General features: G+C 66.0%; 26 protein-coding genes. 15 read left to right on the plus strand and 11 right to left on the minus strand.

The window, feature by feature from the left end; genetic code table 11:
• The first annotated feature begins 45 nt into the window (after positions 1–45).
• The 9 genes from WBB14_RS13400 to WBB14_RS13440 all read left to right on the plus strand — a co-directional run bounded on the left by WBB14_RS13400 (position 46) and on the right by WBB14_RS13440 (position 10,282).
• The gene (locus tag WBB14_RS13400) at positions 46–918 is read left to right on the plus strand and encodes a LysR substrate-binding domain-containing protein (protein WP_424240259.1); all 873 of its coding nucleotides are present in this window, start codon (positions 46–48) and stop codon (positions 916–918) included.
• The gene (locus WBB14_RS13405) at positions 915–1,643 is read left to right on the plus strand and encodes a hypothetical protein (RefSeq protein ID WP_424240260.1); all 729 of its coding nucleotides are present in this window, start codon (positions 915–917) and stop codon (positions 1,641–1,643) included. Before WBB14_RS13400 ends, WBB14_RS13405 begins: the two co-directional genes overlap by 4 nt.
• Positions 1,644–2,035: 392 nt before the next feature.
• Entirely contained in the window at positions 2,036–3,025 is a 990-nt protein-coding gene (locus WBB14_RS13410) for a Bug family tripartite tricarboxylate transporter substrate binding protein (RefSeq protein WP_424240261.1), read from the plus strand.
• A gap of 89 nt (positions 3,026–3,114) precedes the next feature.
• Positions 3,115–4,362 (plus strand): CaiB/BaiF CoA transferase family protein, encoded by a 1,248-nt coding sequence (locus WBB14_RS13415; RefSeq protein ID WP_424240262.1) that lies wholly within the window; start codon positions 3,115–3,117, stop codon positions 4,360–4,362.
• The gene (locus tag WBB14_RS13420) at positions 4,359–5,567 is read left to right on the plus strand and encodes a CaiB/BaiF CoA transferase family protein (protein ID WP_424240263.1); all 1,209 of its coding nucleotides are present in this window, start codon (positions 4,359–4,361) and stop codon (positions 5,565–5,567) included. The genes WBB14_RS13415 and WBB14_RS13420 overlap by 4 nt, the downstream gene beginning before the upstream one ends.
• A gap of 34 nt (positions 5,568–5,601) precedes the next feature.
• Entirely contained in the window at positions 5,602–6,378 is a 777-nt protein-coding gene (locus WBB14_RS13425) for an enoyl-CoA hydratase/isomerase family protein (RefSeq protein ID WP_424240264.1), read from the plus strand.
• Between the two features lie 91 nt (positions 6,379–6,469).
• On the plus strand, positions 6,470–7,657 hold the full coding sequence (locus WBB14_RS13430) for an acyl-CoA dehydrogenase family protein (RefSeq protein ID WP_424240265.1): 1,188 nt from the start codon (positions 6,470–6,472) through the stop codon (positions 7,655–7,657).
• A gap of 25 nt (positions 7,658–7,682) precedes the next feature.
• The gene (locus WBB14_RS13435) at positions 7,683–8,879 is read left to right on the plus strand and encodes an iron-containing alcohol dehydrogenase (protein WP_424240266.1); all 1,197 of its coding nucleotides are present in this window, start codon (positions 7,683–7,685) and stop codon (positions 8,877–8,879) included.
• Positions 8,880–8,929: 50 nt separating this feature from the next.
• A complete protein-coding gene (locus tag WBB14_RS13440; protein WP_424240267.1) occupies positions 8,930–10,282 on the plus strand; it encodes an MmgE/PrpD family protein in 1,353 nt (450 codons plus the stop codon).
• A gap of 53 nt (positions 10,283–10,335) precedes the next feature.
• On the opposite strand, the gene WBB14_RS13445 is transcribed toward WBB14_RS13440, so the two are convergent.
• On the minus strand, positions 10,336–10,731 hold the full coding sequence (locus WBB14_RS13445; RefSeq protein WP_424240268.1) for a Zn-ribbon domain-containing OB-fold protein: 396 nt from the start codon (positions 10,729–10,731) through the stop codon (positions 10,336–10,338).
• A gap of 23 nt (positions 10,732–10,754) precedes the next feature.
• The gene (locus WBB14_RS13450) at positions 10,755–11,927 is read right to left on the minus strand and encodes a thiolase family protein (RefSeq protein ID WP_424240269.1); all 1,173 of its coding nucleotides are present in this window, start codon (positions 11,925–11,927) and stop codon (positions 10,755–10,757) included.
• 116 nt (positions 11,928–12,043) lie between these two features.
• Between WBB14_RS13450 and WBB14_RS13455 the strand changes: the two genes are divergently transcribed.
• A complete protein-coding gene (locus WBB14_RS13455; protein ID WP_424240270.1) occupies positions 12,044–12,838 on the plus strand; it encodes an IclR family transcriptional regulator in 795 nt (264 codons plus the stop codon).
• A 14-nt stretch (positions 12,839–12,852) separates the two neighbouring features.
• Here WBB14_RS13455 and WBB14_RS13460 read toward each other — a convergent pair whose 3' ends face one another.
• Both WBB14_RS13460 and WBB14_RS13465 read right to left on the minus strand, forming a co-directional pair.
• The gene (locus tag WBB14_RS13460) at positions 12,853–13,461 is read right to left on the minus strand and encodes a LysE family translocator (protein ID WP_424240271.1); all 609 of its coding nucleotides are present in this window, start codon (positions 13,459–13,461) and stop codon (positions 12,853–12,855) included.
• A 137-nt stretch (positions 13,462–13,598) separates the two neighbouring features.
• The gene (locus tag WBB14_RS13465) at positions 13,599–16,070 is read right to left on the minus strand and encodes a carbohydrate-binding family V/XII (RefSeq protein ID WP_424240272.1); all 2,472 of its coding nucleotides are present in this window, start codon (positions 16,068–16,070) and stop codon (positions 13,599–13,601) included.
• A 510-nt stretch (positions 16,071–16,580) separates the two neighbouring features.
• Between WBB14_RS13465 and WBB14_RS13470 the strand changes: the two genes are divergently transcribed.
• The 5 genes from WBB14_RS13470 (at position 16,581) to WBB14_RS13490 (ending at position 19,754) form a co-directional block, all read left to right on the plus strand.
• Positions 16,581–17,759, plus strand: coding sequence for a phage tail sheath family protein (locus WBB14_RS13470; protein ID WP_424240273.1), 1,179 nt, complete (start codon positions 16,581–16,583; stop codon positions 17,757–17,759).
• Positions 17,756–18,343, plus strand: a complete 588-nt coding sequence (locus tag WBB14_RS13475) for an AAA family ATPase (RefSeq protein ID WP_424240274.1) — start codon at positions 17,756–17,758, stop codon at positions 18,341–18,343. Before WBB14_RS13470 ends, WBB14_RS13475 begins: the two co-directional genes overlap by 4 nt.
• The gene (locus WBB14_RS13480) at positions 18,340–18,555 is read left to right on the plus strand and encodes a hypothetical protein (protein WP_424240275.1); all 216 of its coding nucleotides are present in this window, start codon (positions 18,340–18,342) and stop codon (positions 18,553–18,555) included. The genes WBB14_RS13475 and WBB14_RS13480 overlap by 4 nt, the downstream gene beginning before the upstream one ends.
• Before the next feature lie 157 nt (positions 18,556–18,712).
• Positions 18,713–19,252, plus strand: coding sequence for a hypothetical protein (locus WBB14_RS13485; RefSeq protein ID WP_424240276.1), 540 nt, complete (start codon positions 18,713–18,715; stop codon positions 19,250–19,252).
• Positions 19,253–19,340: 88 nt separating this feature from the next.
• Positions 19,341–19,754 carry a DsrE family protein gene (locus WBB14_RS13490; protein ID WP_424240277.1) on the plus strand — a complete coding sequence of 138 codons (414 nt, stop codon included), beginning with the start codon at positions 19,341–19,343 and terminating at the stop codon, positions 19,752–19,754.
• Here WBB14_RS13490 and soxB read toward each other — a convergent pair.
• From soxB to WBB14_RS13525, 7 genes are all read right to left on the minus strand, one after another.
• Entirely contained in the window at positions 19,739–21,448 is a 1,710-nt protein-coding gene (soxB, locus tag WBB14_RS13495) for a thiosulfohydrolase SoxB (protein WP_424240283.1), read from the minus strand. The genes WBB14_RS13490 and soxB overlap by 16 nt on opposite strands.
• Before the next feature lie 34 nt (positions 21,449–21,482).
• On the minus strand, positions 21,483–21,989 hold the full coding sequence (locus WBB14_RS13500) for a TlpA family protein disulfide reductase (RefSeq protein ID WP_424240278.1): 507 nt from the start codon (positions 21,987–21,989) through the stop codon (positions 21,483–21,485).
• Positions 21,990–22,012: 23 nt separating this feature from the next.
• Positions 22,013–22,669, minus strand: coding sequence for a sulfur oxidation c-type cytochrome SoxX (soxX, locus tag WBB14_RS13505; RefSeq protein ID WP_424240279.1), 657 nt, complete (start codon positions 22,667–22,669; stop codon positions 22,013–22,015).
• 10 nt (positions 22,670–22,679) lie between these two features.
• Positions 22,680–23,504, minus strand: coding sequence for a sulfur oxidation c-type cytochrome SoxA (soxA, locus tag WBB14_RS13510; protein WP_424240280.1), 825 nt, complete (start codon positions 23,502–23,504; stop codon positions 22,680–22,682).
• 87 nt (positions 23,505–23,591) lie between these two features.
• Positions 23,592–23,906 carry a thiosulfate oxidation carrier complex protein SoxZ gene (gene soxZ, locus WBB14_RS13515; RefSeq protein WP_013396030.1) on the minus strand — a complete coding sequence of 105 codons (315 nt, stop codon included), beginning with the start codon at positions 23,904–23,906 and terminating at the stop codon, positions 23,592–23,594.
• Between the two features lie 37 nt (positions 23,907–23,943).
• The gene (gene soxY / locus WBB14_RS13520) at positions 23,944–24,411 is read right to left on the minus strand and encodes a thiosulfate oxidation carrier protein SoxY (RefSeq protein WP_424240284.1); all 468 of its coding nucleotides are present in this window, start codon (positions 24,409–24,411) and stop codon (positions 23,944–23,946) included.
• 40 nt (positions 24,412–24,451) lie between these two features.
• Positions 24,452–24,739, minus strand: a 288-nt coding sequence (locus WBB14_RS13525) for a c-type cytochrome (RefSeq protein ID WP_424240281.1), incomplete at its 5' end; no start/stop codon positions are given.

Consider the following 24,739-nt stretch of genomic DNA (forward strand, 5'->3'; position numbering starts at 1 on the left):
ATACAAAAATGATATGCTTTATCCGAGACTATTCGAGGCCCGTGCATGAACTTCAAACAAGTCGAAGCCTTCCGCGCCGTAATGATGACGCGGTCCATGACCACGGCGGCCGGCCTGCTCCATACGTCACAGCCGAATGTCAGCCGCTGGATAGCGCTGCTTGAAAAAGCGCTGGGCTTTGTTCTGTTCCAGCGAGTCGGCACCCGCCTGGTTCCCACGCCGGAGGCCGAGGCGTTCTATGCCGACGTGGAACGCGCCTTCATCGGCCTGGAATCGCTGAACGACAGCGCCAGTTCGATCCGCCGCAGGGGAACCGGCCTGCTCAGAGTGGGCGCGGTGGGCTCCATCACGCAATGCGTATTGCCAGATGCGATCCGGCTGTTCCGGCAGCAAGTCTCGGACATACCCGTCGTGGTCAACACCGGAGGCTCGGACGTCGTGGCCAAATGGATGGCCACCGGATTCTGCGACATCGGCTTCTGCTCCATCCAGACCGACGTTCCCGGCTTGCGCTATGAGCGGATCAACACCGCCTACGGCGTGGGCATCGTGGCGAAGTCCCACAGGCTCGCCTCCAGGAAGCTCCTCAAACCTGCCGACTTCGCTGAAGAGAACTTCATCTCCTTGCCCTCCGGGAGTTTCAACAGGGCTGCAATCGACCGCCATTTTCCGGATGACTCCAGAGTCATTTCGATCGAAACGCCCTACGCCACAACCATATGCACCATGGTCGACAAGGGACTGGGCGTATCGATCGTCAACCCGGTCGTGGCGCGCGCCTTCCAGCTGCCCGGCCTGCGTGAAATACCTTTCTCGGAGCAGATCCCTTTCCACAGCTATGCCGTGACCTCGGATCATTTCCCGGTCAGCGCCCTGGCCACGCGGATGGCGCAATGCGTGCGGGAAGCGTTCAAATGAAACGCGCCCCGCCGCCGCAACGTCCGTCCGGCCCATTTGTGTCCTACTACTGGAGCGGCGACGCCATCCGCAGCCGCAGCGTCAGCGGCACCGTGCTGACCGGCACGCTGGACCTGCCCGCGCCGCCCCAGCGCGTACTGGCGGACTGGAAACGCGAGATGGCCTCGCGCCTGTGCCTGGAACCCGGGGACGTGGAGCAGATGCCCTTGGCGCGCACTCAGGCGCGGTGGCCCGACTATGGCCTGTGCCTGCAAGCCATGCGCGACTGGACGCAAGGGCAGGGATTGGCCGACGTGCTGGGGTCCGCCGACATCGCCCTCATGGCGTGCCGCGGCGCCCGCTACCACCATGACGGCGGGCAATATGGCGGCGCTGCCTTCTGCAATCTGTTCCTGAGCGAAGACCAGGGCCTGGACGTGCATTTCCCGGCCACCGGCATGCGCATACCCCTGGTCCGCGGCACCGCCATGATCTTCGACACCGGCCAACCGCATGGCGTCATCCTGCGCCGCGGCACGGGCTTTCGCGAGAGTGACTTCGCGGCCGGCCTGGATCTGGCGCAATTGTTCCTGACTTGGGAACTGCCTATCGAAGACGCCCGTGTCGCGGGCGCGCTCGGCATCGAGTTCGACATCGATGCCGCAACAGCGTCGCGGCTGAACGAAGAGCAGCTACGGGCAAACGACGCGCGCGTGGAGCTCAACCCGGAATCGGGAGACTGGTAAACGGCCGATTGAAAAGGCCCCCCAGCATGGCGGCCTATGCCTTCCTTTTTCAAGGTCCGAGTAATTAGTCCAATTAATGGACTCAAATAATCCTGAGCAATTCTCCCGAAATTCCGGCCGGCTGGATATTTCGCACCTGCGTACAGCATATTTTCCATATCCAATACATTGACATCCCGGGGATGGGTTTCTTTCCACCCAAACGATATCAATCAATCTTCTTCGCTACATATCTCAACATATGGACTTAGTTCATTGACCCGAAATTGCGGCCGCCCATACCATTTGTTGCCTGCAGCACTCCCGCGCATCTCGCCTGGCGTGCTCGGAGCCGGCCTGGATGGACGCCTGCATAACCGTCCGGCACCCGAACAACAGACTAGGAGACGACGGTGTTCCCCCAACGGTATTGCCACAAGATATTCGCGCGCATTTCGCTGTGCGCGGCCATGGCCTCGATGGCCTTGGCAGCTCATGCCACGGAGGCCTATCCCTCCGGCCCAATCAAGCTGATCGTTCCCTACGCCGCCGGCGCCAGTACCGACGCTTTGGCCCGGATCGTCGGGAAAGAAATGTCGGAAACGCTCAAGCAGCCGGTCGTCGTCGAAAACAAGGCGGGCTCCGGCGGCGTGCTGGCCGCCGATTTCGTCAAGCGACAGAAGCCCGACGGCTATACCTTCATGTTGACGACGGACGGCATACTCTCGGTCAACCCCGCCATGTACCAATCGCTGGCCTATGACCCGCTCAAGGACTTCAGCCCCTTGTCGGTAGCGGTCGCCGTGCCCCTGGTGCTGGCGGTGACGCTCGACTCGCCCTTCAAGACGGCGGAAGACCTGATCGCCTACGCCCGCGCCAATCCCGGCAAGCTGAGCTATGGCTCCGCGGGCGTGGGCAGTTCGCAGCATATGGCGGGCGCGCTGCTCGCGGATCTCGCCGACGTGAACATCACGCATGTGCCCTATCGAGGCGGCGCTCCCGCCATGGTCGACCTGCTGGGCGGACATATCGACATGATGTTCGTGCAGACCGCCTCCGCCAAGGAGCTGACCGAGAAGGGCAAGCTGCGCCTGCTCGGCATAGGCAGTCCGAAGCGCAGCGACATCCTGCCCGACGTCCGTACGTTCAACGAAATCGGATTGAAGGGCTACGACTCCGACACCTGGTACGGCTTCAACATGCCGGCGCAGGCCGATCCCGCCGTGGTCAAGACGCTCAATGCCGCTATCGTGAAGGCGCTGCAGCAACATCGCGCGAGCCTGGAAGCCCAGGGCTACACCATCGTCGCCAGCAGCCCCGAAGCCATGCAGAAGAGCGTCGAGCTCAACATCCCGAAATGGCGGGAGCTCGCCAAGAAGGCTGGCGTCTATCAGCAGCAATAACGCGTACCGGAGCGGATGCGCGTATCCGCTCCCTCGTAGACCGCGCCCGGACCTCCCCCCAACGCCGGCGCCATCCTGTTGGTTGTTTCATGCACACATCAAATGCTTCAAACCAGGCCGCGCTTGAAGGCCTGACCGTCCTCGACCTCGCCGGTCCGCTGGGCAACTACTGCGGCAAGCTGTACGCCGACATGGGCGCCGAGGTCATCCTGGTCGAACCCTTGGCAGGCGCCCGCACCCGGTGGACAGGCCCGTATGCTGCAGGCAGGCAGGGCCAGCCCGACGCCAGCCTCACGTTCCAATACCAGAACACCGGCAAGCGCAGCATCGCCATCGATCTGGATTCGAGCGCAGGCCAAGCCGTCTTCCGCAGCCTCGCGGGCGTGAGCAATCTCATCATCGAAAGCGAGCAGCCGGGAACCATGCAGCGCCGCGGCCTGGATCATGCATCGCTGACCCGCGTACGCACGGATCTGGTGATGACCAGCATCACCGCCTTCGGACAGGAAGGGCCCTATGCGCACTGGCAGGCGACCGACCTCACGGCCATGGCCATGGGCGGCATGCTGTATCTGGCCGGCTATCCCGACACCGCGCCCATGGTGGCCTGCGGTGAACAGGCCGTCGGCGCGGCCAATCTGTTCGCCGCCGTCGCATCGATGGCCGCTTTGCATGACACAGAGAACGGCGGCACGGGGCAGCACATCGACGTATCGATGCAGGAGTGCGTGGTGCTCGGCATGGAAAACGCCGTGCAGTTCTACGACCTGGAAGGCACCGTGCGCAAGCGCAATGCCGGCACGCAGCGCCTGGCGGGAACCGGCGCCTTCGCCTGCGCCGACGGCTATGTCTACATGATGGCGGGCGGCATCGGCAGCAACCGGTTCTGGTCGGTCACCACCGAATGGCTGATCGGCGAAGGCGTGGCGGGCGCGGAGCAGTTCCGCGAGCCCCGCTGGACCGACCAGGGTTTCCTGGCCACGGACGAGGCCAAGTCGATCTTCGGCCAGGTGTTCACGCCATATGTACGCACCCGAACCAAGGCGCAATTGGAGCAGATGGGCCGCGAGCACCGCATTCCGATCGCGCCCATCTGCGACGCCAGCGACATCGCCGGCAACGTCCAGCGGGAGTACCGGAACTACTTCGTCGACGTAACGTCCATCGACGGCACCCGGCTGCGCATGCCCGGCGCCCCATATCTGTTGAGCGAAACACCATGGCGGTTGTATCGCCGCGCGCCAGGCCTGGGAGAACACACCCGCGAAATCCTGTCTCGGGCAGGCATTGACGCCATCGAGCAGGAACAGCTTTTCGCGCAGGGAGTCGTGCAATGAAGCGCTTGTTGAAGGGTATCCGGGTCATCGATTTTTCCTGGATAGGGGCAGGCTCCTACACCACCAAGATCCTGGCCGACCTGGGCGCCGACGTCATCAAGATCGAGACAGCTGCCCGGCTGGATACCTTGCGGCTCACCAAGCCGTTCAAGGACGGCATTGCCGGCGTCAACCGCAGCGGTTACTTCGCCGACCGGAACTCCAGCAAGCGCAGCATTACGCTGAACGCCAAGCACCCGGAAGGGCTGGCCCTGGCCAAGCGCCTGACGGCCGGCGCGCACCTGGTCACGAACAACTTCACGCCCGGCGTGATGGACAAGCTTGGCCTGAGTTATGAGGCCTTGCGTCGCCTGAACCCCCGGCTGGTCTATGCATCCATGTCCGTGCAAGGCGCTGAAGGCCCCGACAGCAATGCTCTCGGCTACGGCCTGACCATTGCCGCGGTGACGGGACTGCTGCACATGACCGGCCTGCCCGAGCGCGAACCCGCGGGCACCGGCACCAACTATCCCGATCACATCCCCAATCCCGGCCATACGGCGTTCGCCATACTCGCGGCGCTGCGGCACCAGCGGCGCACGGGCCAGGGACAGTCCATCGACCTGGCGCAGGTAGAGTCCACCCAATCCATGATGGGCCCTCACCTGATGAACTATTTCGTCAACGGCGTCGTCGACTCCCGTCGAGGCAACCGCCATCCCGAGCGCGCGCCGCAGGGCGTGTACCGCTGCGCGGGCGCAGACCGCTGGATAGCCCTCAGCATCTGCTCGGACGAGCAATGGCTGGCGCTGGCGGACACGCTGCGCCTGGACGCGCGCCCCCAATGGAGCGCCCTGCCTGGCCGGCTGGCGGAACACGACGCCGTCGACGCAATGATCCAGGCCGCCACCTCCGGCGAGGAGGCCCACGCCCTGGTCGCGGCATTGCAAGCGCGCGGCATTCCGGCGGGCATGGTGCACGACGCGCGCGATGTGCTGGAGCAGGATCCGCAGTTGGCGGCGCGCGGCCACTGGGTCACCCTGGACCATCCCGAAGTCGGCCCCAGCACCTACAACAGCGCTCCCTACCGCTATTCCCGCGCCAGCTCCGCCCCGACCTCGCCGGCTCCGCTGCTGGGACAGCACACGCGCGAGGTGTGTCGAGAACTGCTTGGCCTGGATGACCCCGCCATCGATCAACTGACCCGCGACGGCGTACTAGCCTGACGCATCCCGAACCTGAAATTGCAGGAGAGCCGAAATGGCACTGCTCATTGACGTAGCAAACCACGTGGCGACCATCACACTGAACCGTCCCGAGGCCATGAACAGCATCGACCCGGAGACGCGCGCGGAATTACGCGCCGCCTGGCGCCGGATCAAGGAAGACGACGACATCCGCGTCGCGGTGCTGACCGGCGCGGGCGAGAAGGCCTTTTGCACCGGTTCGGACCTGAAGAAGACCATGCCGCCGAAAGAGAGCTTCGCGCAGCTGGCCTTCGGCCAGGCCAGCTCCGATCACCTGTTGGCGGACCTGGACACCGACAAGCCGCTGATCTGCGCCATCAACGGCTATGCAATGGGCGGCGGCCTGGAGCTGGCCCTGGCCTGTGATATCCGCATCGCGTCCCAGAACGCGCAGTTCGCGCTGTCCGAAGTCCGGCTGGGCAGCATCCCGGGTGCCGGTGGCACGCAACGGCTGCCACGCGCCATCGGCACTTCCAACGCCATGCTCATGCTGCTCACCGGCGATCGCGTCGACGCGGCTGAAGCGCTGCGCATCGGCCTGGTGAGCAAGGTAGTGCCGCAGGCCGACCTGCTACCCACGGCGCTCGAGATTGGAACGCGGATCGCGGACAACGCGCCCCTGTCGGTACGCGCCATCAAGCGCCTGGTCCACAGCGGCCTGGACATGCCGCTGCCTGCTGCCATCGACGCCGAACGCTATGTGTTCGGGCTGCTGCGCGATACGGAAGACCGTATAGAAGGCCGCTTGGCCTTCCAGGAAAAACGCGCACCCATCTATCGCGGCCGCTGAATCCGCCGCAATGCAACAGTGAGTGCGCCGCAACAGGCGCCGCTCCCAATCACGAACGCCGATCACGGCAATCCAGCAAGAAGAGGAACCCATGGATTTCGAGTTGCCCGAAGAGTCCCGCATGGTCCGGGACACCGTCGCCCGCTTCGTCAAGGAAGAACTGATTCCGCACGAAGCGCTGATCATCCGCCGCGAATCCGAGCGCGGCTTCAGCGATACGCCCATCATTCCTCCGGAGCTCGAAGCCGCCTTGCAGGACAAGGCCAAGAGCATCGGCTTGTGGGGTATCGACGTTCCCGAGGAGTTCGGCGGCCAGGATCTCGGCATGCTGACCAAATGCCTGGTCGTGGAACAGCTCAAGCACAGTATCGTGCCTTTCGTCCTCCCTCCGGAGAGCCCCAACCTTTTCTTGCTCAAGGAACTGTGCCGCGGCGATCAGGTCGACCGCTACCTGCTGCCCTATTCTCGCGGCGAGAAGAAGAGCTGCCTGGCCCTGTCGGAGCCGGGCGCCGGATCGGACGCGGCCGCCATCAAGACGCGAGCGGAGCGCAAGAACGGCAAGTGGCTGCTCAATGGCACCAAGCTCTGGATCAGCAACGCGCGCCGTTCGGATTTCATGATTGTGATGGCGCTGACCGATCCCGCTGCGGGCAAAAGCGGCGCCTACACCGCATTTCTGGTCGACAAGGGTACGCCGGGACTGACCATTCCCACCTCCTTTCCCATGATCGGCGAATACCATCCCTATGAAGTGGTGCTGGACAACGTCGAACTCGACGACAGCCAGGTGCTGGGCGAAGTGGGAGGCGGATTCGCCCCGATCTCCAAGCGACTGGGCGTGCGGCGCCTGGAAATCGCCTCGCGTTGCCTGGGCCTGGCCACGCGCTGCCTGGAGATGATGATCGAGCAGGCCAATACGCGCCACACGTTCGGCGCCCCACTGGCCGACCGCCAGGCTGTCCAGTGGTGGATCGCCGACAGCTACCAGGAAATCGAGATGCTGCGGCTGATGGTCTATCGCATGGCATGGAAAATGGATCAGGGGGATGCCGACGTACGCCGCGACGGATCGCTGGTGAAAGTGCAAGGCACGGAGATGATCACGCGCGTGGTCGATCGCGCCATCCAGCTGTTCGGCGGCATGGGCGTGTCCAAGGAACTGCCGCTGGAATATATCTCGCGCATGTGCCGTGTCATGCGCATCGTGGAAGGACCGAGCGAAGTGCACCGGTGGATCATTGCGCGGGACCTGCTGCGCAATGGCCTGCCGTCCGCATGAAGGCCTGCGCAGAGGCCACAGCGACATGGACTCCTACAGCTCGATTTCCCATGCCTTGCGCCTGCACGCGGGCCCCGATGCGTTGGCGCACTTGCCGCGGGAGCTCGGCAGGCTGAACGCCCGGCGCGCCTTCATCCTGTGCGGCCAGAGCGTGGCAACACGCACCTCCTTGTTGCGCAGGCTGCAAGAGCTTCTGGGAGCATCCTGCGCGGGCGCCTACACGCGCATCGGCAAGGATGCGCCGCTGGAGGATGTGCTTGCCGCCGTCACCGCCGCGCGCGCCTGCAAGGCTGATCTGCTGATCGCGGCAGGCGCCGGCAGCGTGCTGAAGGCGGCGCGCGTGGTCGCCATCCTGCTTGCGGAATCCGGCGATCCGCTCGACCTGGCGACGCATTACGCCGAAGGAATGCCGCCCGCGAGTCCGCGGCTGCTCAAGCCCAAGCTTCCGCTCATCAATGTGCTGACGGCGGCCACCTCGGCCCAGAACCGGTCCGGCGCCGCCCTACGGGCCGCCGATGGCGGCGCCCGCCTGGAGTTCTACGACCCCAAGACTCGTCCCGCCGCCATCTTCTGGGACAGCGAGGCGCTGCTGACGGCGCCGCCATCGCTGGCGGTATCCACCGGAGTTGCCGTTTTCTGGCGCGCGCTCATGAACGCAGGCGCGATCCGCGGCGCCAATCCGCTGGTGCAGGCATCGCGGCTGCATGCGTTGGCGCTGGCACGCCAGGCGCTGCCTCGGCTGCGCGATCCGCGCGACGCTGCAGCCCGGCTGGACATGTGCGCCGCCGCCCTGCTGCAAAACCGCGACGAAGACGACGGCGGCCGCCCCTTCGACGCCCATTGGATCGCGCGGGCGGTCTATGCCCTGGGCGCAGCCCTGTTCAACCGCTATTCCCATCTGGACCAAGGCGCCACCCACGCCATCCTGACCGGCCCCGCCATCGCCTGCTTTGGTGACCTGTGCCCGGAGGCCGTGCGGGAAATGAGCGCCATGCTCGGCCTGCCGGCAGCGGCCGCCGCCGATCCCGCGCGGCTGGTCGATGCCATCGGCGTCCTGTTGCGACCATTGGGCCTGCCGGAACGGCTGAGCGAACTCGCCGTGCCGGCCGACGGCATGGCTGCGGTTATCGATGCCGCGATGTTCAACTTCAATGCGGACCGACATCGGGAACTTTCCCGGCACCGGGATCGCCTTGCCGCCGTGCTGCGCCAGGCGCTCTGACCACCGCAGATCCGCGGTTCCCAGAGCTGCCCTATTCCCAGGAAACTTTCATGACTACCGCCGCAATCGCCATTGCCCGCTATGCCGCCGCGCCAGCCGCGGCGGGAACCTATGCCTACCTCTCGCGGGAAGTCGGCCGCGCCCTGATCGATACCGCGGGCGTCGCCATCGCCGGCCGTCTCGAACCGGTGTCCGCCATCGCCCTGAAGTACGGAGCCTCCACCGGCGGCGCGGCCGAGGCGCAAGTCTGGGGCAGGCGGGAAATGCTCTCGCCCGAAGCCGCAGCCTTCTGCAACGGCGTTGCGGGACACGTCCTGGATTACGACGACGTCAGCTCGCCGTTACGCGGCCATCCCAGCATCGCCTTGCTTCCGCCGTTGGTGGCGCTGGCCCAGGCGCGCGGCCTTTCGGGCGCGCAACTGGTCGACGCCTATGCCGTCGGTTTCGAAATCATTGTGAAACTGGCGCGCGCCATGGCGCACGAGCACTACGCCAAGGGCTGGCACGCCACCACCACGCTAGGGACCGTGGCCTCGGGAGTAGCCTGCGCCCGCCTGCTGAATCTGAGCGAAAGGCAGACCGTGCACGCCATTGGCATCGCCGTGGGCCAAGCGGCAGGCACTCGCGGCAATTTCGGCACCATGGCCAAGTCCTTCCAGGCCGGACATTGCGCCGCCTCGGGTTTACGCGCAGCCCTGCTGGCCGAGCTGGGCATGGACGCCGCCATCGACGCGCTGGATGGGCCGCAGGGCTTCATGCGCCTGTACGGCCAGGACGAACCTCTGGCGCCGGTACTGGCGGGGCTGGGCTCCGAGCCGCCCGAACTCGCCAGCAGCGGCATCGAAATCAAAAAATACCCCTTGTGCTATGCCACGCACCGCAGCCTGGACGGCATCCTCGATCTCAGGCGCGAACACCGGCTCACCGCACAGGACGTTGAATCCGTGCATATCGTGTCTAACCATCGGGGCATGGTTCCGCTCATCCATGATCGGCCTGGCACTGGCCTCGAGGCCAAGTTCAGCATGCCTTATGCGATATCCGCTGCGCTACTCGATGGCAAGATCAACTTCGCCAGCTTCACCGACCAGGCGGTGCAGCGACCCGAGATCCAGGACTTGATGCCACGCATTACCCGCCATGAAGACGAGCAGCCCTCCACTGTTCGCTGGAACCGACTGCTGGTGCGCCTGCGCAGCGGGCAGACGCTGAAAAAGGAAGTCCGCCAATTGCGCGGATCCAAGGAACTTCCCTTGAGCGAGGAAGCCTTGCGCGAAAAATGGCGGGACTGCCTGCAGCACGGCGGCGTCCGCCCTGCCGACGGGGAAGCCTTCTTCGACCAAGCCTTGCGGCTGGAGCGGTTGCCCGTCAGGAGATTGATGGCCTTGCTGCCCGGCGCCTGACCGGCGCCCGATCCGAGGCCGGCAGGGTATTCGCCCCACCGGCCTCATCCCGCTCAGGCAGCCAGCTCGAACTTGGGTACCCGATAGCCGTCGGGATGATGGGCATAGACCATGCGCACCTCGGCATCCAGCTTGATGCCGTCCAACTCGCCATGATCCATGTACGAGACCATGATCGGGCCTTCTTCCAGTTGCACCGCCACGACCACGTGGGGCGCTGGATAGGCGGGCAGGTACTTGCGATGGAACACCGTCCATGAAAGGATTTTCGCCTTCCCCGAAATCGGTGCCCACTCGTAGTCCAGGCTTAGCGATTCCGGGCAGGCGGGTCCGGGCGGATAGCGGAAAACGCCGTTTTCGGGACAGCGCTGCAGGCGCATCTGTTCCTGGTTGATGCTCTCCCACATTGGCGCGTCATAGGGCGAATACAGGCGGGGCGTTGCGCTCATGATTTGGTTCCTGGCAAGAATGTTTATCGGCCGTAGATGATCGACATGGCTTTGCCAGCCACGTCAGAGACGTACTGCACATGCCGGCAATCCGGCACCTGGCGTTCGCCCAGGCCTCCGCGCAACTGCCGCACGGCCTCCACCTGGTGATTCCAGCCCTGCATATAGGACTCGGACAAATGCCCGCCGCTGGTATTGACCGGCAGCTTGCCGCCCACCCCGATACCCTGCTCGGCGATGAAGCGTCCCGCCTCTCCCTGTCCGCAAAAGCCGAAACCTTCCAGCGCAAACAGGATGTGCGGGCTGAAGCTGTCGTACACCAGCAAAGCGTCGATATCCTTGGGCCCCACACCCGCGGCTGCGTAGACCTGCTCGGCCGTGCGCTGCTGCGCCGGACGATAGAAGTCCATCAGGCGCGGCCCCAGGCTGGTCGCGTGGTGGTTCAGGTCGGAGCGGCCCATCCCTTCGATGAACACCGGCTGCGCAGCGGTCTTGCGCGCCCGGCTGGCCTCCATCACGATCAGCGCCACCCCGCCGTCATTGATCAGGCAGTAGTCGTTCAGGCGCAGTGGCTGCGCGATGTAGTCGGCCGCCATATAGTCGTCCAGCGTGATCGGCTTGCGCATGATCGCGTTCGGATTGAGGCTGGCCCACTGGCGCTGGCCCACCGCGACCTGGCCCAGATCGCGCTCGCTGGCCTGCCACAGTTCCTTGTAGCGCTGGAACATCAACGCATACAACGCGCCCTGCGAGGTCAGCCCCCAGGGGCTGTGATAAACGTAAGACAGAAAGGCCCCGCCCCCCATGGCCTCCGGACCGCCATACTGCACCGCGGCCGAACGCTGGTCATTGCCGTAGACCAGCGCCACCACCTCTGCCAATCCCGACTTGATCGCCATCACCGCCTGGAACACCGCCTGCACGGCATCCGCCTGCCCGCCCCAGCGCGGATCGATGTTCAGCACTTCACCCATGCGTTCATAGGCGGTCGTCGGTCCGACGATCAGGCCGTCGATATCCTCGCGCCGCAAGCCCGCATCGTCCAAGGCGCGCTTGAAAGCCAGCGTCGCGTAGCCGTAGGAATCGAACGGCTTCTCGCCTTTGCGCACCCGCCGGTAATCCTCGACCCAATCCGTATGGCCCACGCCGGCAATTGCCGCGACCCCAGCCGTGCCCTTTCCGTTCAAATCTGCCACCTCCAAAATCTCCCTATATGTGGACTATCGATGTAGAGTCAGATAAGCTCCCTCCCAGACAAATTATCCGGAATGAGCTGGAAAGACCACACAAAAGGTCCATATAGCGAGATTTTATGAGCGACGATCAGGAAAGTGGCAAGAGCGGCACCCAGACCATCCACCGTTGCGCAACGCTGCTGCGCCTTATCACCACTCACCAGCGTACCGGCATGCGTCTAGTCGACCTGTACCAGAGCGTCGGCCTCACCCGCCCGACCACCCATCGCATTCTCCAGGCGCTGGTAGCCGAAGGCTTCATCCGCCAGGACGAAAAATCAAAGCGCTATTTCCTGGGCGGGCTCGTTTACGAAATGGGCGTGGCGGCATCGCCTCCGCACGATCTGCGCGACATCTGCCAACCCTTTTTGCAGCGCGTCGCCCATGAAACCGGCGATACCATCTTCCTCACCATTCGGTCGGGCCTGGACGGCGTGTGTATCGCTCGGGCCGAGGGCGCCTACCCCATCAAGGTCTTCGTCCTGGATGTTGGCCGCCGCCGCCCACTCAATATCGGCGCCAGTGCGCAGGCTTACCTCAGCGCCTTGCCTGACGATGAGATCGAACGCATCTTGCTCGCCAATCGCGAGCGAACCATGCAGCAGTTCCCGAACTTCAATCTGGAAGGCATGTGGCAACGCATCGGCCGGGCCCGTCAGGACGGCTATCTGCTCAATGACGTGCTGGAAGTCGATGACGTGCGCGCCGTCGCAATGCCCATCCTGGGCGCGATGGGGCGGCCTGTCGGCGCCTTGAGCATTTCCGCCCTGAAGCATCGCCTCAGCGGCACGCCGCTGGACGCGAAGGTGAAGGTTCTGAAAACCGCGGTCCAGGAAATCCAGGCCAGGCTGGAACGAGATGCGGGCAGATAGGCCCGCAGCGCAGATCAAGACCCCGGCAGCGCCGCGCCCATGGCCGCGAACAAGCCGCCGCACACCTTGTTGAAGCGCCGGCCGGAGCGCTCCAGCCAGGGACGCACTCGATGCGCCAGCCGCGCCAGCACGTACTCGACCAGAAACTCCACCACCACGAATGTCCCGGCCATGATCGCGAACTGCGTGTACAGGCTGCGGGCCGGATCGATGAACTGCGGCAGGAAGGCGCCGTAGAACAGCAGCGCCTTGGGATTGGAGATCGCGGACAGGAGACCCTGGCTGAACATGCGCATGCCACGTACGCGCGGCATGTCCGGAGCGGGCTGCAACTGCACGCCCGGCGAGCGCCAGAGTTGGATGCCCAGCCAGATCAGATAGGCCCCGCCCGCCCACTTCAGCACGGTCAGCGCTGGCCCCCAAGCCTTGAGCAGGGCGCTGATTCCCAGCATCGACAAGGCGATCAGCGCGACGAAGCCGACCGCGCCGCCGGCGATGGTGCATAGCGCCTTGCGGTGCCCGTGCAAGGCGCCGTGCGTCAGCGCAAGCAGGGTGTTCGGTCCGGGGGTGACGGACAACCCGATGACCGCGACCAGGTAGATGAGCCAGCTATGCAGCGCCATGGCGAAATGCGTGAGTGTTGGGGAAGCGGCCAGTCTAGTCCGCAGCGGCGGGAAGGCGCAAATGCGGCCGGCATGGAGGACCGGCCCGCGGCTGCATCGCCCCCCTTTCCGTCCCAGTCGGCCCTGCGGCGCCATGCTCAGCGGCGGAATCCTCCCCCATGGAATCCGCCGAAGCCGCCGCCCGCGCCACCCCGTCCGCCCATGCCGCGTCCCTGCCAGCCGCCGCCTTCCGCGCCGCCCATGCCGCGGTCGCGCCAGCCTCCGCCCTGCATGCCGCGATCCTGCCAGCCGCCGCCGTCCATGCCGCCGCTGCGCTCGCTGGAATAGTCGCGCGCCTGGCGTTGGCCGTTGAGGTAGTTGCTGCCGGACTGGGCGCTGGGCTGCACCGGTTGCCAGCCCGAGCTGGTGTGCTGCTGCCAGCCATTGTCGTTGTGCTCGTAGACATTGCCGTTGTGGTCGGCATACACGTTGCCGTTGTTCCATGCCATGCCGCTGTCCGTGTTGCGGTCGTAGGTGGCGCCGCGCCGGTCCACGCTGCTGGCCCCCTCGCCGGCCGTGCCGGTGGCCGTGGCGGAAGAGATAGTGGTGCGGCCGGTGTTGGTATTGGTGCGCGCATCCTGGCGGCCCGCCGCCCATTGGCCGTCATCGTTGGCGACCACGCCCGCGCGGCCCGCGCCCGAGGCGCCCGTCGTGGGGTTGGTGTAGGCGTCGCGGCGCCCGGCGGCCGCATTGCCGGTGTACTCGTTGTAAGCGGCGCCGCGCGTGCCTTCGAAGGCCGCGCCGGTCTGCGGGTTATAGCCCTCGGCGTGGGTGCCTTGCCATTCGGTGCCGGTCCAGCCGTTCCAGCCGGCCGCATGCGTGACCACGCCGGAACCGCCCCAGGCGCCATAGACGTCCACCTGGTTGACGTTGACGCCGCCCCAGTAGGGCGCGCCCCAATAGGGCCCCCAATAGGGCGCGGCGCCACCCCAGGTCTCCCCGGCGACGAAGCCGAATGCAAAACCGGTGGCGGTGGCGAAGGCCGCGTCGTAGCCATAGCTGGGCGGATAGCCGACCCAGGTGTCCTGCACGATGACCGGCGGGTAGGCGTAGCCCGTGCCGTACACCACGGTGCCGTCCGGACTGGCCACCACGCCCATGTAGCCGGGTGTATAGCCGAACACCACGCTCTGCGCGGTGGAGCCGTACACCTGCACATAGGTAACGTAGTGCAGCGGCGAACTCACGGGTATGGCGTAGATGGCGGCCGGCACATGGTCGGCCACGCGCCATGGCCCCCGGGGCGAGTCCGACACGAACCAGACTGCACGCGACAAGGCGTAGTAACGGCCCTCGGCCTGGATCACCGGCACCTGCGAATTGGCGGCGTAGTACAGCGCCGTACCCTCGATGGGTCGCAGCGTCGGCTCGCCGCCGGCATATTCGACCTGCAGCTTCGCCGCGTTGCGCGACACCGTGGCGGTCTGCGGGATCGTCGAGGCGATCAGCGCCTCCTTGGCCTGCGGCGTGCCCGGCACCGAAGCCAGCACGCCCGATTGCGGATCGTGGGCAGGGATCCGCGCAAAGTCGCGGGGCAATTGCTTGCCCGGCACGAAGGACCAGGGGCCGTCCAGGCTGGCGCCGCGGAACCAGCGGCCGGACACCAGCAGGTAGTAGCGGTTGTCGCCGGGATTCATGAACAAGGCGTGATCGGCGTTGGCCACCGACAGCAGCGAGGTCCCCGGCACCGGCCGCATTTCCGGCTGGCCCACGGTCACCAGCAACTCGGCCGGCGCGGTGGACACTGCGATGGCGGGCGCCCGGTGCGGCGCCTTGCCGCCATGCGGCATCAAGGGATCGGGCTCGGTCTGGCGGCGCGCCGCGTCGGCGGCTGCCAGCAATGCGGCAGGCGGCTGCGGGAGGTCCGTCCACGGCCCGGCGGCGTTGCCCGCTTCGTACCAATGGCCGGCGGCCTGCAGGAAATAGCGGCCCGCGCCATTGGCCAGCATCAGCGCGCGCGTGTTGACCACCCGGCGCCAGCCAGCCGCGTCGGGCACCTGGGCCAGGGCGGGTTCACCGTCGATCAGCACCAGCACGGTCGGCACCGTGCGGTAGATGATGCGCGGCGGCGCATTGTTCACGGGGACGGTCTTCGTGGCCGGATTGTTCTGGGACAGGGTGTAGCTGAGTTGCAGCGCATCAAGCCGCGTAACCACGCCCTTGGCTGGCAGGCGCGCTTCGAGTTGCTTGCGCAGCTTGTCGGCTTCCTGCGGCGCGGTGGGCACCTGCACGCGCTCGATCCGGATGTCCGACAGATGCACCAGGCCCGCCGGCTTGTTGACCTCGGCCCGGGCGGAAAAATCAGCCACGCCGTAGGTCGGATTGCCCTTGGCCGCGCCGACTGCCACCGCCATGCGGCCCGAAATACGATCGGCGCTCCAGGTGTCGATCTGCGGTTGATAGAGTTCCACCCGCGTGCCGTCGGCGGCCTCGAAGCTGCGCGGCCACTGCAGCGAACGCGCGGCCTCCGCCTGGGCATCGGATTGGGGCGGCGCCGCCTGGGCCGGGTTCTGTCCCTGCTCTTGCGCTTGGGCCGCGGCGGTCGGCGCCAGGCTTGCGCTGGCGGCCATGCCTGCTAGGGCAAAGGCGAGTGCAAGATGTGAAAGACGCCCGGGCGGGCCTGCGGGCGCTGACCGCGCTGCCGGGAAATCACGCACGCGCCACAGTCGGATCAGGCTATGCATCTTGCGCTCCTCGTTGAGGGCCGCAGCCGCCAGTCGGGCCCCCGGCCACTCGGATTTCCCGCAGCGCCGTCGCCACGGGCCATGCGTATGACGGCCCCCTCCCACGCGTCCTGACAGGGCCGGCTTCTGAATAAGCAACAGAACGTTAACACCGCTGAAAAGCTATTGCCGGCTTTTATCAGACCTTCTATAAAACATCTCATCAGGGCTGCTACTTTTGCCCGATTGCCTTTCCGCTGCAATCCAACTAGAAGCGCGGCGCAACGCCCGCCACACGCCGGCACTCCCGCGCGTTGCGCCCAGGCCCGGACCTCTGTCCGCGGCGTCCCGGCCGTCCCTCGAAGACTTTCCTGCTGCAAGCACACGCCGTCAAGTAGCCGTGGAAAGGAGCTATTCATGGCAACAGCCCTGAATCATCCCGGGGTGTATATCCAGGAAATGCCCGTAGGCGTGCACGCCGTTGCAGGCGTGCCGACCTCGGTTGCCGCGTTTCTGGGCACGGCCATGCGCGGACCGCTCAACCAACCGGTCCGTATCCTGGGTTTTGCCGACTACGAACGCGAGTTCGGCGGCCTGGTTGATGACTGCGAACTCGGCTACGCGGTGCTCCAATTTTTTCTGAACGGCGGCGCCGAGGCCTGGGTCGTGCGCGTGGGCCTGCCTGCTCAGAACGGACCGCAAGACATGCATGCCGCCTTCATCGGCCAGCGCCCTCAACGCCTGGGCCTCTACGCGCTGGACCATGCCCATCCGTTCAACCTGCTATGCCTGCCCGGCGTCACGCACGACGGCGTGCTTGCCGATGCGGTGTCCTACTGCAAGGAGCGGCGCGCCTTCATGATCGTCGATGCGCCGCAGGAGGCAGCAGAGGCAGCCTCCATGGCGGCGGCGGTCATGGGTACGGCGCTGCCCAGGTCAGACCATGCCGCGGTGTATTTCCCCTGGACCCGGACCGCCGATCCGCTGAAAATCGGCCAGCCCCGCCTGACCCCGCCCTGCGGCACCATCGCCGGCCTGTATGCGCGTACCGACGGCAATCGCGGCGTCTGGAAAGCGCCGGCCGGCATCGATGCCGGCCTCACCGGCGTCCTTTCCCTGGCCTCCACGGTCAGCGACGACGAGAGCCGCAACCTGAATACGCTGGGCGTCAATTGCCTGCGCGCCTTCCCCGGACGCGGCGCGGTCTGCTGGGGCGCTCGGACCTTGCAAGGCACGGACCACTTCGCATCGGAATACAAGTACGTGCCGGTGCGCCGGCTGGCGCTGCACCTGGAGCAATCGCTTGCCCGCGGCACGCAGTGGGCCGCGTTCGAACCCAACGACGAACCGCTCTGGGCGCAGATCAGGCTGAGCGTCGGCGCTTTCATGAACGCGCTATTCCGCCAGGGCGCCTTCCAGGGCAGCACGCCGCGCGATGCCTATCTGGTCAAGTGCGATAGGGAAACCACCACCCAGCAAGACATCGATCGTGGCGTAGTCAACATCCTGGTGGGATTCGCGCCGCTCAAGCCGGCCGAGTTCGTGGTCATCCGCGTCCAACAGCGGGCCGGCCAGACGCAAGGACAGCGACCATGAGTGCTCCTGTCGAATCGCGCCTCCTCGCGCTGTGGGACACCGGTAGCCAAAGCCGCCCGCGCGCGCTGGCCCAAGCCGCGGCAGCGGCCGAGGCGCTGGCGCGCGAGACAGGACTGGAGCTACATCGCATCGACTTGTCGAAGATCGTCAGCCGGTACCTCGCCGAGACCGAGAAGAACCTGAACCGCCTGTTCGAATCGGTCGCACAGAGCGGCGCCATCCTGTTCTTCGACGAAGCCGACGCGCTTTTCGGCAAGCGCACCGACGTCAGGGACAGCCACGACCGCTACGCCAATATCGAAGTCAGCTATCTGCTGCAACCCATGGAGTCATACCGCGGCCTGGCGCTACGCGCCGCGGGCCTGAAGTCCAACCTGGACAGCGCATTCCTGAGGCGGCTACGCCTCGTGGTCCAGTTTCCGGCCGCTGCGGCGGACCAGCGCGTGCGCCTCTGGAGCCGCGCGTTCCCGGTTGCCGACACCAGCACCGAAATCACCATGGCGCGCCTGCTGCATGCCGTCCGCGCCGAACCAAGCCAACACGCCCGGCCCTTGCCAGGCGCCAAGACGAGAGAATATCCATGAAACCGGTAATCAACGACTATGTCCGCGAACTCAGCCACCCCGGCTACGACGCGGCCCGACGCAATGCCTTCGTCGCCGCCATGGTCAGCAAGCGGCTGATGCGGCGCTCGGCGGATCAGCGCGAGGCCGGCGAGGCCGACGCCGCGCGGGCGAGCGCCCTCGCCGACAACACTGGCAGCGCCGACGCGCGCGCCGGCAACGCCGAGACCTGAGTTCCGCGCGGCTGCAGGATGGCGTTGCGTCCAGCCCGGACGCAACGCGCGTAGAGGTAGCAGGCCGGCACGGTATCATCAGGCCTGTTGCGCCACATGCTCCGGCATCCCCGCCGAAAGCATACCCGCGTATCCCGTCCACATCCTGCATGACGCGATGAATCCCATTATTTCGGTCGGCATTCTGCTTCTAGGCGTGTTCGCCGCCATTGCTTACCGCTGGAAGCGGCAGCGCGCGGCGGACGCTAGCGGCCGGCGCCTCGGCAGCGATCTGCTCGCCGGCGGCGCCCTCTTTGGCGTGGCCGCTCCCGCCATCGGCGGCGCTGGCGTCATCACGGGTTTGACGCTCGCCACCCGGGATCCGGAAACCCTGCTCATGCTGCTGTACGGATTGCCCTGGTTCTACCTCTTCGGCTTCGTCCCCGCCTTGCTATGCGGCGTGGTGGCCGGGGCGCTACGGCCGGCGCGCTCGTCCTGGCTCGCCTGCGCCGGCATGGCGGCCATCGGCGCGCTCTACGGCTTTGTCTTCCTGCTCGGCTTTGGCATCCACGACAGGCCATGGCAGGAACTCCTCGGATTTCCCTTGACCGTGGGCGCCGCGCCCGGCGCGGTGAGCGCCTTTTTGTGCGCGCGCACCTTCTATGGCAAACCGCGCGGCCGCAGCGCACCGGGCGGCGATGCGCCGCAAGCGGCCTGACACCACGCAAGCATTGCCCCATGGCGCGCATGCGCTGATATCATGGCCATGCGCCGCGGCACGGCTGCCGCACCCAGGGGAGGCAAGTATGTTTAAAAAGCTGCTGGCATTGGTGTTGGGCATGGCATTGATGGGCGCGGCAGGAGCCGCGCTGGCCGCGGACAAGGTCGTTTATCACGTCAACGACTCCGCCTCGCAGGCGCTTTCCGCGCTGCGCAACATGCGCAACCATCTGGATACGGCGCCTGACACCACCATCAAACTGGTGGCCCATGCCGACGGCGTAGACTTCCTGATGACGGATTACAAGGACGCGGCCGTGGTCGGTCCGCTGATCTCCGCGCTGGCCGCGCGCGGCGTGATCTTCGAGGTGTGCGAGATCACGCTCAAGAACCGCAAGCTCGCCAAGGACGCGTTCGTGATGGAAGCGGACTTCACGCCGTCCGGCGTGGTCCGCATCACCCGGCTGCAACAGGAAGGCTATTCCTACATCAAGCCCTGATTTCCGGCCGCGCCCTTGACCTGGGGCTGGTTGGGACTTACCTGCGATATCGTCTTGCGGTCGCGCAGGTAGGCCGCCACCACATCCCATACGGGTTCGCCGGTGGCCCCTTCCGCCACGGGCGCCCACCCTGCCACCTTGTACTGCTTGTCGGCCTGCACAGGCGCGTCGCCCAGGCGCATGTCGCTGATGCGCGCGCCCGCGGCGCCGGCCGGATCGATCGAATACTGCAACCCTCCCACGCGCACCATGTCGCCGCCCTGCTGGTAGTACGGATCCGGGTTGAACAGATTGTCGGCCACGTCTTCCAGGATGGTCTTCAAGGTGGCGCCGCTCATCTGCGTCACGGTGGTATGGGGATAGGTGATGGCGGTCTGGTCCAGCACGTGCTCCATCGTGATGGGCTGACCCGGCAGCAGGCTGGTGCCCCAGCGGAATCCGGGCGAAAAGGCGATCTCCGCGCCCTTGACCTGCATCAGCGCATCCAGGATCACCTGATCGAAGGTGCCGTTGAAATTACCGCGCCGATATAGGGTTTCCTCGGTGGTGGCCAAAGGCTGCGCCAGTTTCTCCGCATAGGGCGCACGGATGCGCTCCAGCAGCCCCGCCATGGCGGGATCTGCCGGCAGGTACTGAGCGAACACCGGCATCAGCGTGTAGCGGAAATCCGCGACCTTGCCGTCCTTCACGTCGAAATCCAGCACGCCCAGGAATTTGCCGTTGCTGCCGGCGTTGGTCACCAGCGTCTTGCCGCCGGCATTCTGCACCGTCACCGGCGCGGGCACGCCATCATGCGTGTGGCCGCCCAGGATCGCGTCCAGCCCGCGCACGCGGGATGCCAGTTTCAGGTCCACGTCCATGCCGTTGTGCGACAGCAGCACCACGGCCTGGGCGCCCTTGCCGCGCACCTCGTCGATGGTTTCCTGCAGCCGCTGCTCCTGGATGCCGAAGGTCCAGTCCGGCACCATGTAGCGCGGGTTGGCGATGGGCGTATACGGAAACGCCTGGCCGATCACGGCCAGCGGCACGCCGTTCATTTCGCGCATGGAATAGGGAGCGAACACCGCGTCGCCGAAGTCGCTGGTCTCGACGTTCTGCGCCAGGAACTCGACCTTGCCCTTCAGGTCCTTCTCCAGCACTTCCTGCACGCGGTCGGCGCCCAGCGTGAACTCCCAATGCGCCGTCATCATGTCCACGCCCAGCAGCAGGCAGGCGTCCACCATGTCCTGCCCGCGGGTCCAGAGCGCGGTGCCCGACCCTTGCCAGGTGTCGCCGCCGTCCAGCAGCAGCGCCCCCGGCCGCGTGGCCTTCAGGCGCTTGATCAGCGTCGCCAGGTGGGCGAAGCCGCCGACCTTGCCATACTGCCCCGCGGCCTGGGCGAAGTCCAGGCAGGTGAATGCATAGGCCTGGGCCGAGCCCGGCGCGATGCCATAGGCCTTGAGCAGATGTTCACCCACCAGATGCGGCGCGCGGCCCGCAGCCTGCCCGATGCCCAGGTTGACGCTGGGCTCGCGGAAGTAAATCGGCATGAGCTGCGCATGGCAATCGGTGAAATGCAGGAAATGCACGTTGCCGAAAGCGGGCGCGTCATAGAAAGCCTGCGCCGCCTGCGCCGCCGCGCGCGGATGGTGCGACAGGCCCATGCCGCCCGCGGAGGCGACCGCCAGCATCTGAAGAAACTCGCGTCGATTGATCATCGGTCCAACCGTGAAAGTGGGAAGGAAGCGCTCAGGAGCGCGGCGTGGCGTAGCGCAGCAGTTCGAGCACGTCCTCCTCGAACATCTCGCCAGGGATGGCTTCAAGCAGCTTGCCGTTCGCGTCCAGCACGAAAATTTCGGGAATAACGCGGCGCTTGCCGAACACTGCGCGCAGGGCCTCGTTGTCCATGGCTACGCCGAAGGTGTAGCCATGTTTGGCGATGTAGTCGCGCGCGGCCTGCTCATCCTTGTCAATGCTGACCGTCAGGATGCGCAGGCCCTTGCCGCTGGCCGCCTCGGTGAGCTTCTGCAGATGCGGATTCTGCCGCGCGCAGTAGGGGCACCAGGAGGCCCAGTACTCCACCACCAGCGGCTTGCCCGCAAAATCGGCGGCGGACAGCCGGGTGCCGTCCAGCAGCTGCACGTCCGGCATCACGAGCTTGTCCCCCACCTTGGGCGGCGCCTGGGCATGCGCCGCCGCCGCGGCCAACATGCCCGCGGCCAGCAGCAGGCGGCCGTATCTGGAAACAGCGTTCATGCGTCCTCCGCGCGCGGTAGCGCTCAAGGCTTGGCCTGGTCGTCATTGACGGCGGACTGCGGATCCAGCAGCAGCGCCATCACGTCCTTGAGCTGCTGTTCCGTCAGGATGCCCGCCGCGCCGAAGCGCGGCATGTTGGAACAGGGCATGGTGGCGTGCGAGTCGTAGATCTTGTTCCAGGTATAGGCGACCATTTCCTTGCCATTGCCGCGCAGCTTGCCGTACTGATAGAGCGACGGGCCGATGTTGCCAAACGAAATCTCGGCCTTGGTCATCTGATGGCAGGCATAGCAGTTGCCGCCGTTGATCGTCTTGGCCGTATCCGAGAACTGCAGGCCGCGGCCGTTCTGCGCCACTTTCTCGCCCTGCTTCCAATCGCCGATGTAGTTGCCGTCGGCGGGCGGCTTGACGTTGGCTGCGGCCTCCTGGGTGATCTTGAGGGCAGTATCCGCCGGCATCTCGCCGCCTGCCTCGGCGATCGAGCAGGCCCGCTGCATGGGCGACTGGTCGATCCGGTCCAGCTTGGCGAGGCCGCGCTCGACGAATGAATCCTTCAGCTCCGCCACCAGCGCCTGGTGGTCGACCGACGCTTTCGGCGCCGGCTGTTGCGCTCCGGCATTCGCCGCCAGGAGCAGGCCCAAGGCCGCCAGGCCGGGCCAGGTCGTGCGTATCTTGCGCATGATTCCCCCTTTACCGCTTGATGGCCGGGGCCATCATCTGGCCGCCGTTGGCGTTGACACCCAGGAATACGGTCAGGTCCACCGACGCGTCCGAACCGTACTTCAGCAACGGCATGCGCTGCTGGCGGAAGCAGTCCTGCAGGCGCCATTGCATGGAGCGCAGCGCGCCCTGCGACACACGGTAGGCCGGCCAGCTGGCAAAGGCCGCGCGCGCGGGCTCCTGCTTGGTCAGGTTGGGCAGGTCCTGCAGCCGGATGCGCTTGTTGTCGCCGGTGTGGCAGGAAGCACAGGAGAAATCGTAGGGGCCGCCGCGGTAGTAGAAGATGTCACGGCCGCGCGCGTATGCGGCCTGCTCCTTGGGATGGCTCTGCGGCACGGCGATATTCATGCCGCGCGACATGCCCGCCACATACGCCACCAGCGCCTCGATATCGGTGGAGTACTGCCCATCGCCCGAGAAGGGCTTCTTGGTGACCTCGGCGGCCTCCAGGCCTTGCAGCTGCACCATGCAATAGACCAGGCGGCTCTCCAGGTCCATGACGCGGCCGGCATCCTCGAAGTAGCGCGGCAATTGCGCATACGCGCCCTTGACCACGCCGGCGCCCTGGCCCAGGTCGCACTTTTCCAGCGTGGCGTTCTTCGGGCCGCGGCTTTCCTTCCAGAGGTCCTCGCCCGCCATCTCGATCAGCTCGGCCGGATTGCCGTCGGCCAGCATTTCGCGGTATTGCGCGATGCCTTGCGCCGTGTCCTGCTCGGTCGCGGCCGCGGCGGGTTGCGCCCCGGCCAGCGCGAAGCCGGCCAGCGCACAGGCGGCAGCCATGCGTTTCCTATCCATGTATGTCTCCTCACGCGGTTGCCCTGCCGGCGATTCGCGCCGGCGGGCGTTTATTGTTTGTCCGCCTTCCTTCACACATCCGAAACGCTAGGTCACCGTGGTGGTGTCCGTGCGGGTTGCGCCTTCGCTGTCCTTCCACGTCACGCTGACTTTGTCGCCCTTGGCGCCGCCCTTGAACTTGAACGACAGGAACGGGTCGCGCGACACGGCCGGCCCCCATTGCGCCGCAAGGACCACCTTGTCGCCGTTCTTCACCACCACGTCCTGGATGAAATGCGCCGGCACCACCTTGCCTTCGGCGTCCTTGCGCTGCCCGGTCTCCATGATGTGGCTCATCAGGACCTTCACCTCGATCACACCGTCTTTTTCCGCGGCGCGGATCCGCATCGGCCTTGCTTCCATGTGCTGTCTCCTTGATTGCTCTTATCGCATCCGCCGCTCAACCGCCGCAGCCGCCCAGGGTCACCTTGATTTCCTTGTGCGCGGTGTAGTACTTGCCGTCGGCCTTGACCAGGGCGTACACGTCCGAGGTCTGGCCCATCTTCACGCGCGTCGCCACCTCGGGCTCGGTGCCCGCGGGCAATGTGAAGCTGGCGGCCAGGGCATTCGGGTTCTTGGTGACCAGGATGGAGATCTGTTCGGTGTTGGGCAGCTTGCTGACGGCCCCCACCGGCACCACCGCGCCGTTCTCGGCGATGTCGGGCGCCACCAGCGTGATCTGGTCGCTGGCGACGGCGTCGCCGCCGCCCAGCGCCTTGATCACGTCCTGCATGCTCTTGGCGTCGAAGGCCTGCTTGTTCCAGTCGACCTGCACCGCCCAGGCCTGGCTGGGCCGCAGCAGGCCCGCCGCGACGGCCAGGCTGAGCACGGTGCCCAGGCCGACCACCTTGCGTCGCTGCCTATCGATGTGTTGTTGCGTCATAGCCGTCTCCTCTCTCCCTAAGGTTTCAACCCGGCGCGGGTGCGCCGGCCAGAATCCAGTCCACGATGCGTTTCAGGTCGTCGTCGCTGACGGCCGGGTTCGGCGGCATAGGCATGGCGCCCCAGACGCCGCCGCCGCCCTTGCGGATCTTCTGCATCAGCAGCGCATGCGCGTCGGCGTTGCCGCCGTACTTGGCCGCCACGTCGCGGTAGCTGGGTCCGATCATCTTGCGATCGGCCGCGTGGCAGGCCACGCAGGCGCCCGACGAGGCCAGGCGCGCGCCCGCCAAATCGTCCGCGCCCGCCGCCTTGGC

Source organism: Achromobacter sp. (genome assembly GCF_049647645.1).
GTDB lineage: Bacteria > Pseudomonadota > Gammaproteobacteria > Burkholderiales > Burkholderiaceae_B > Achromobacter.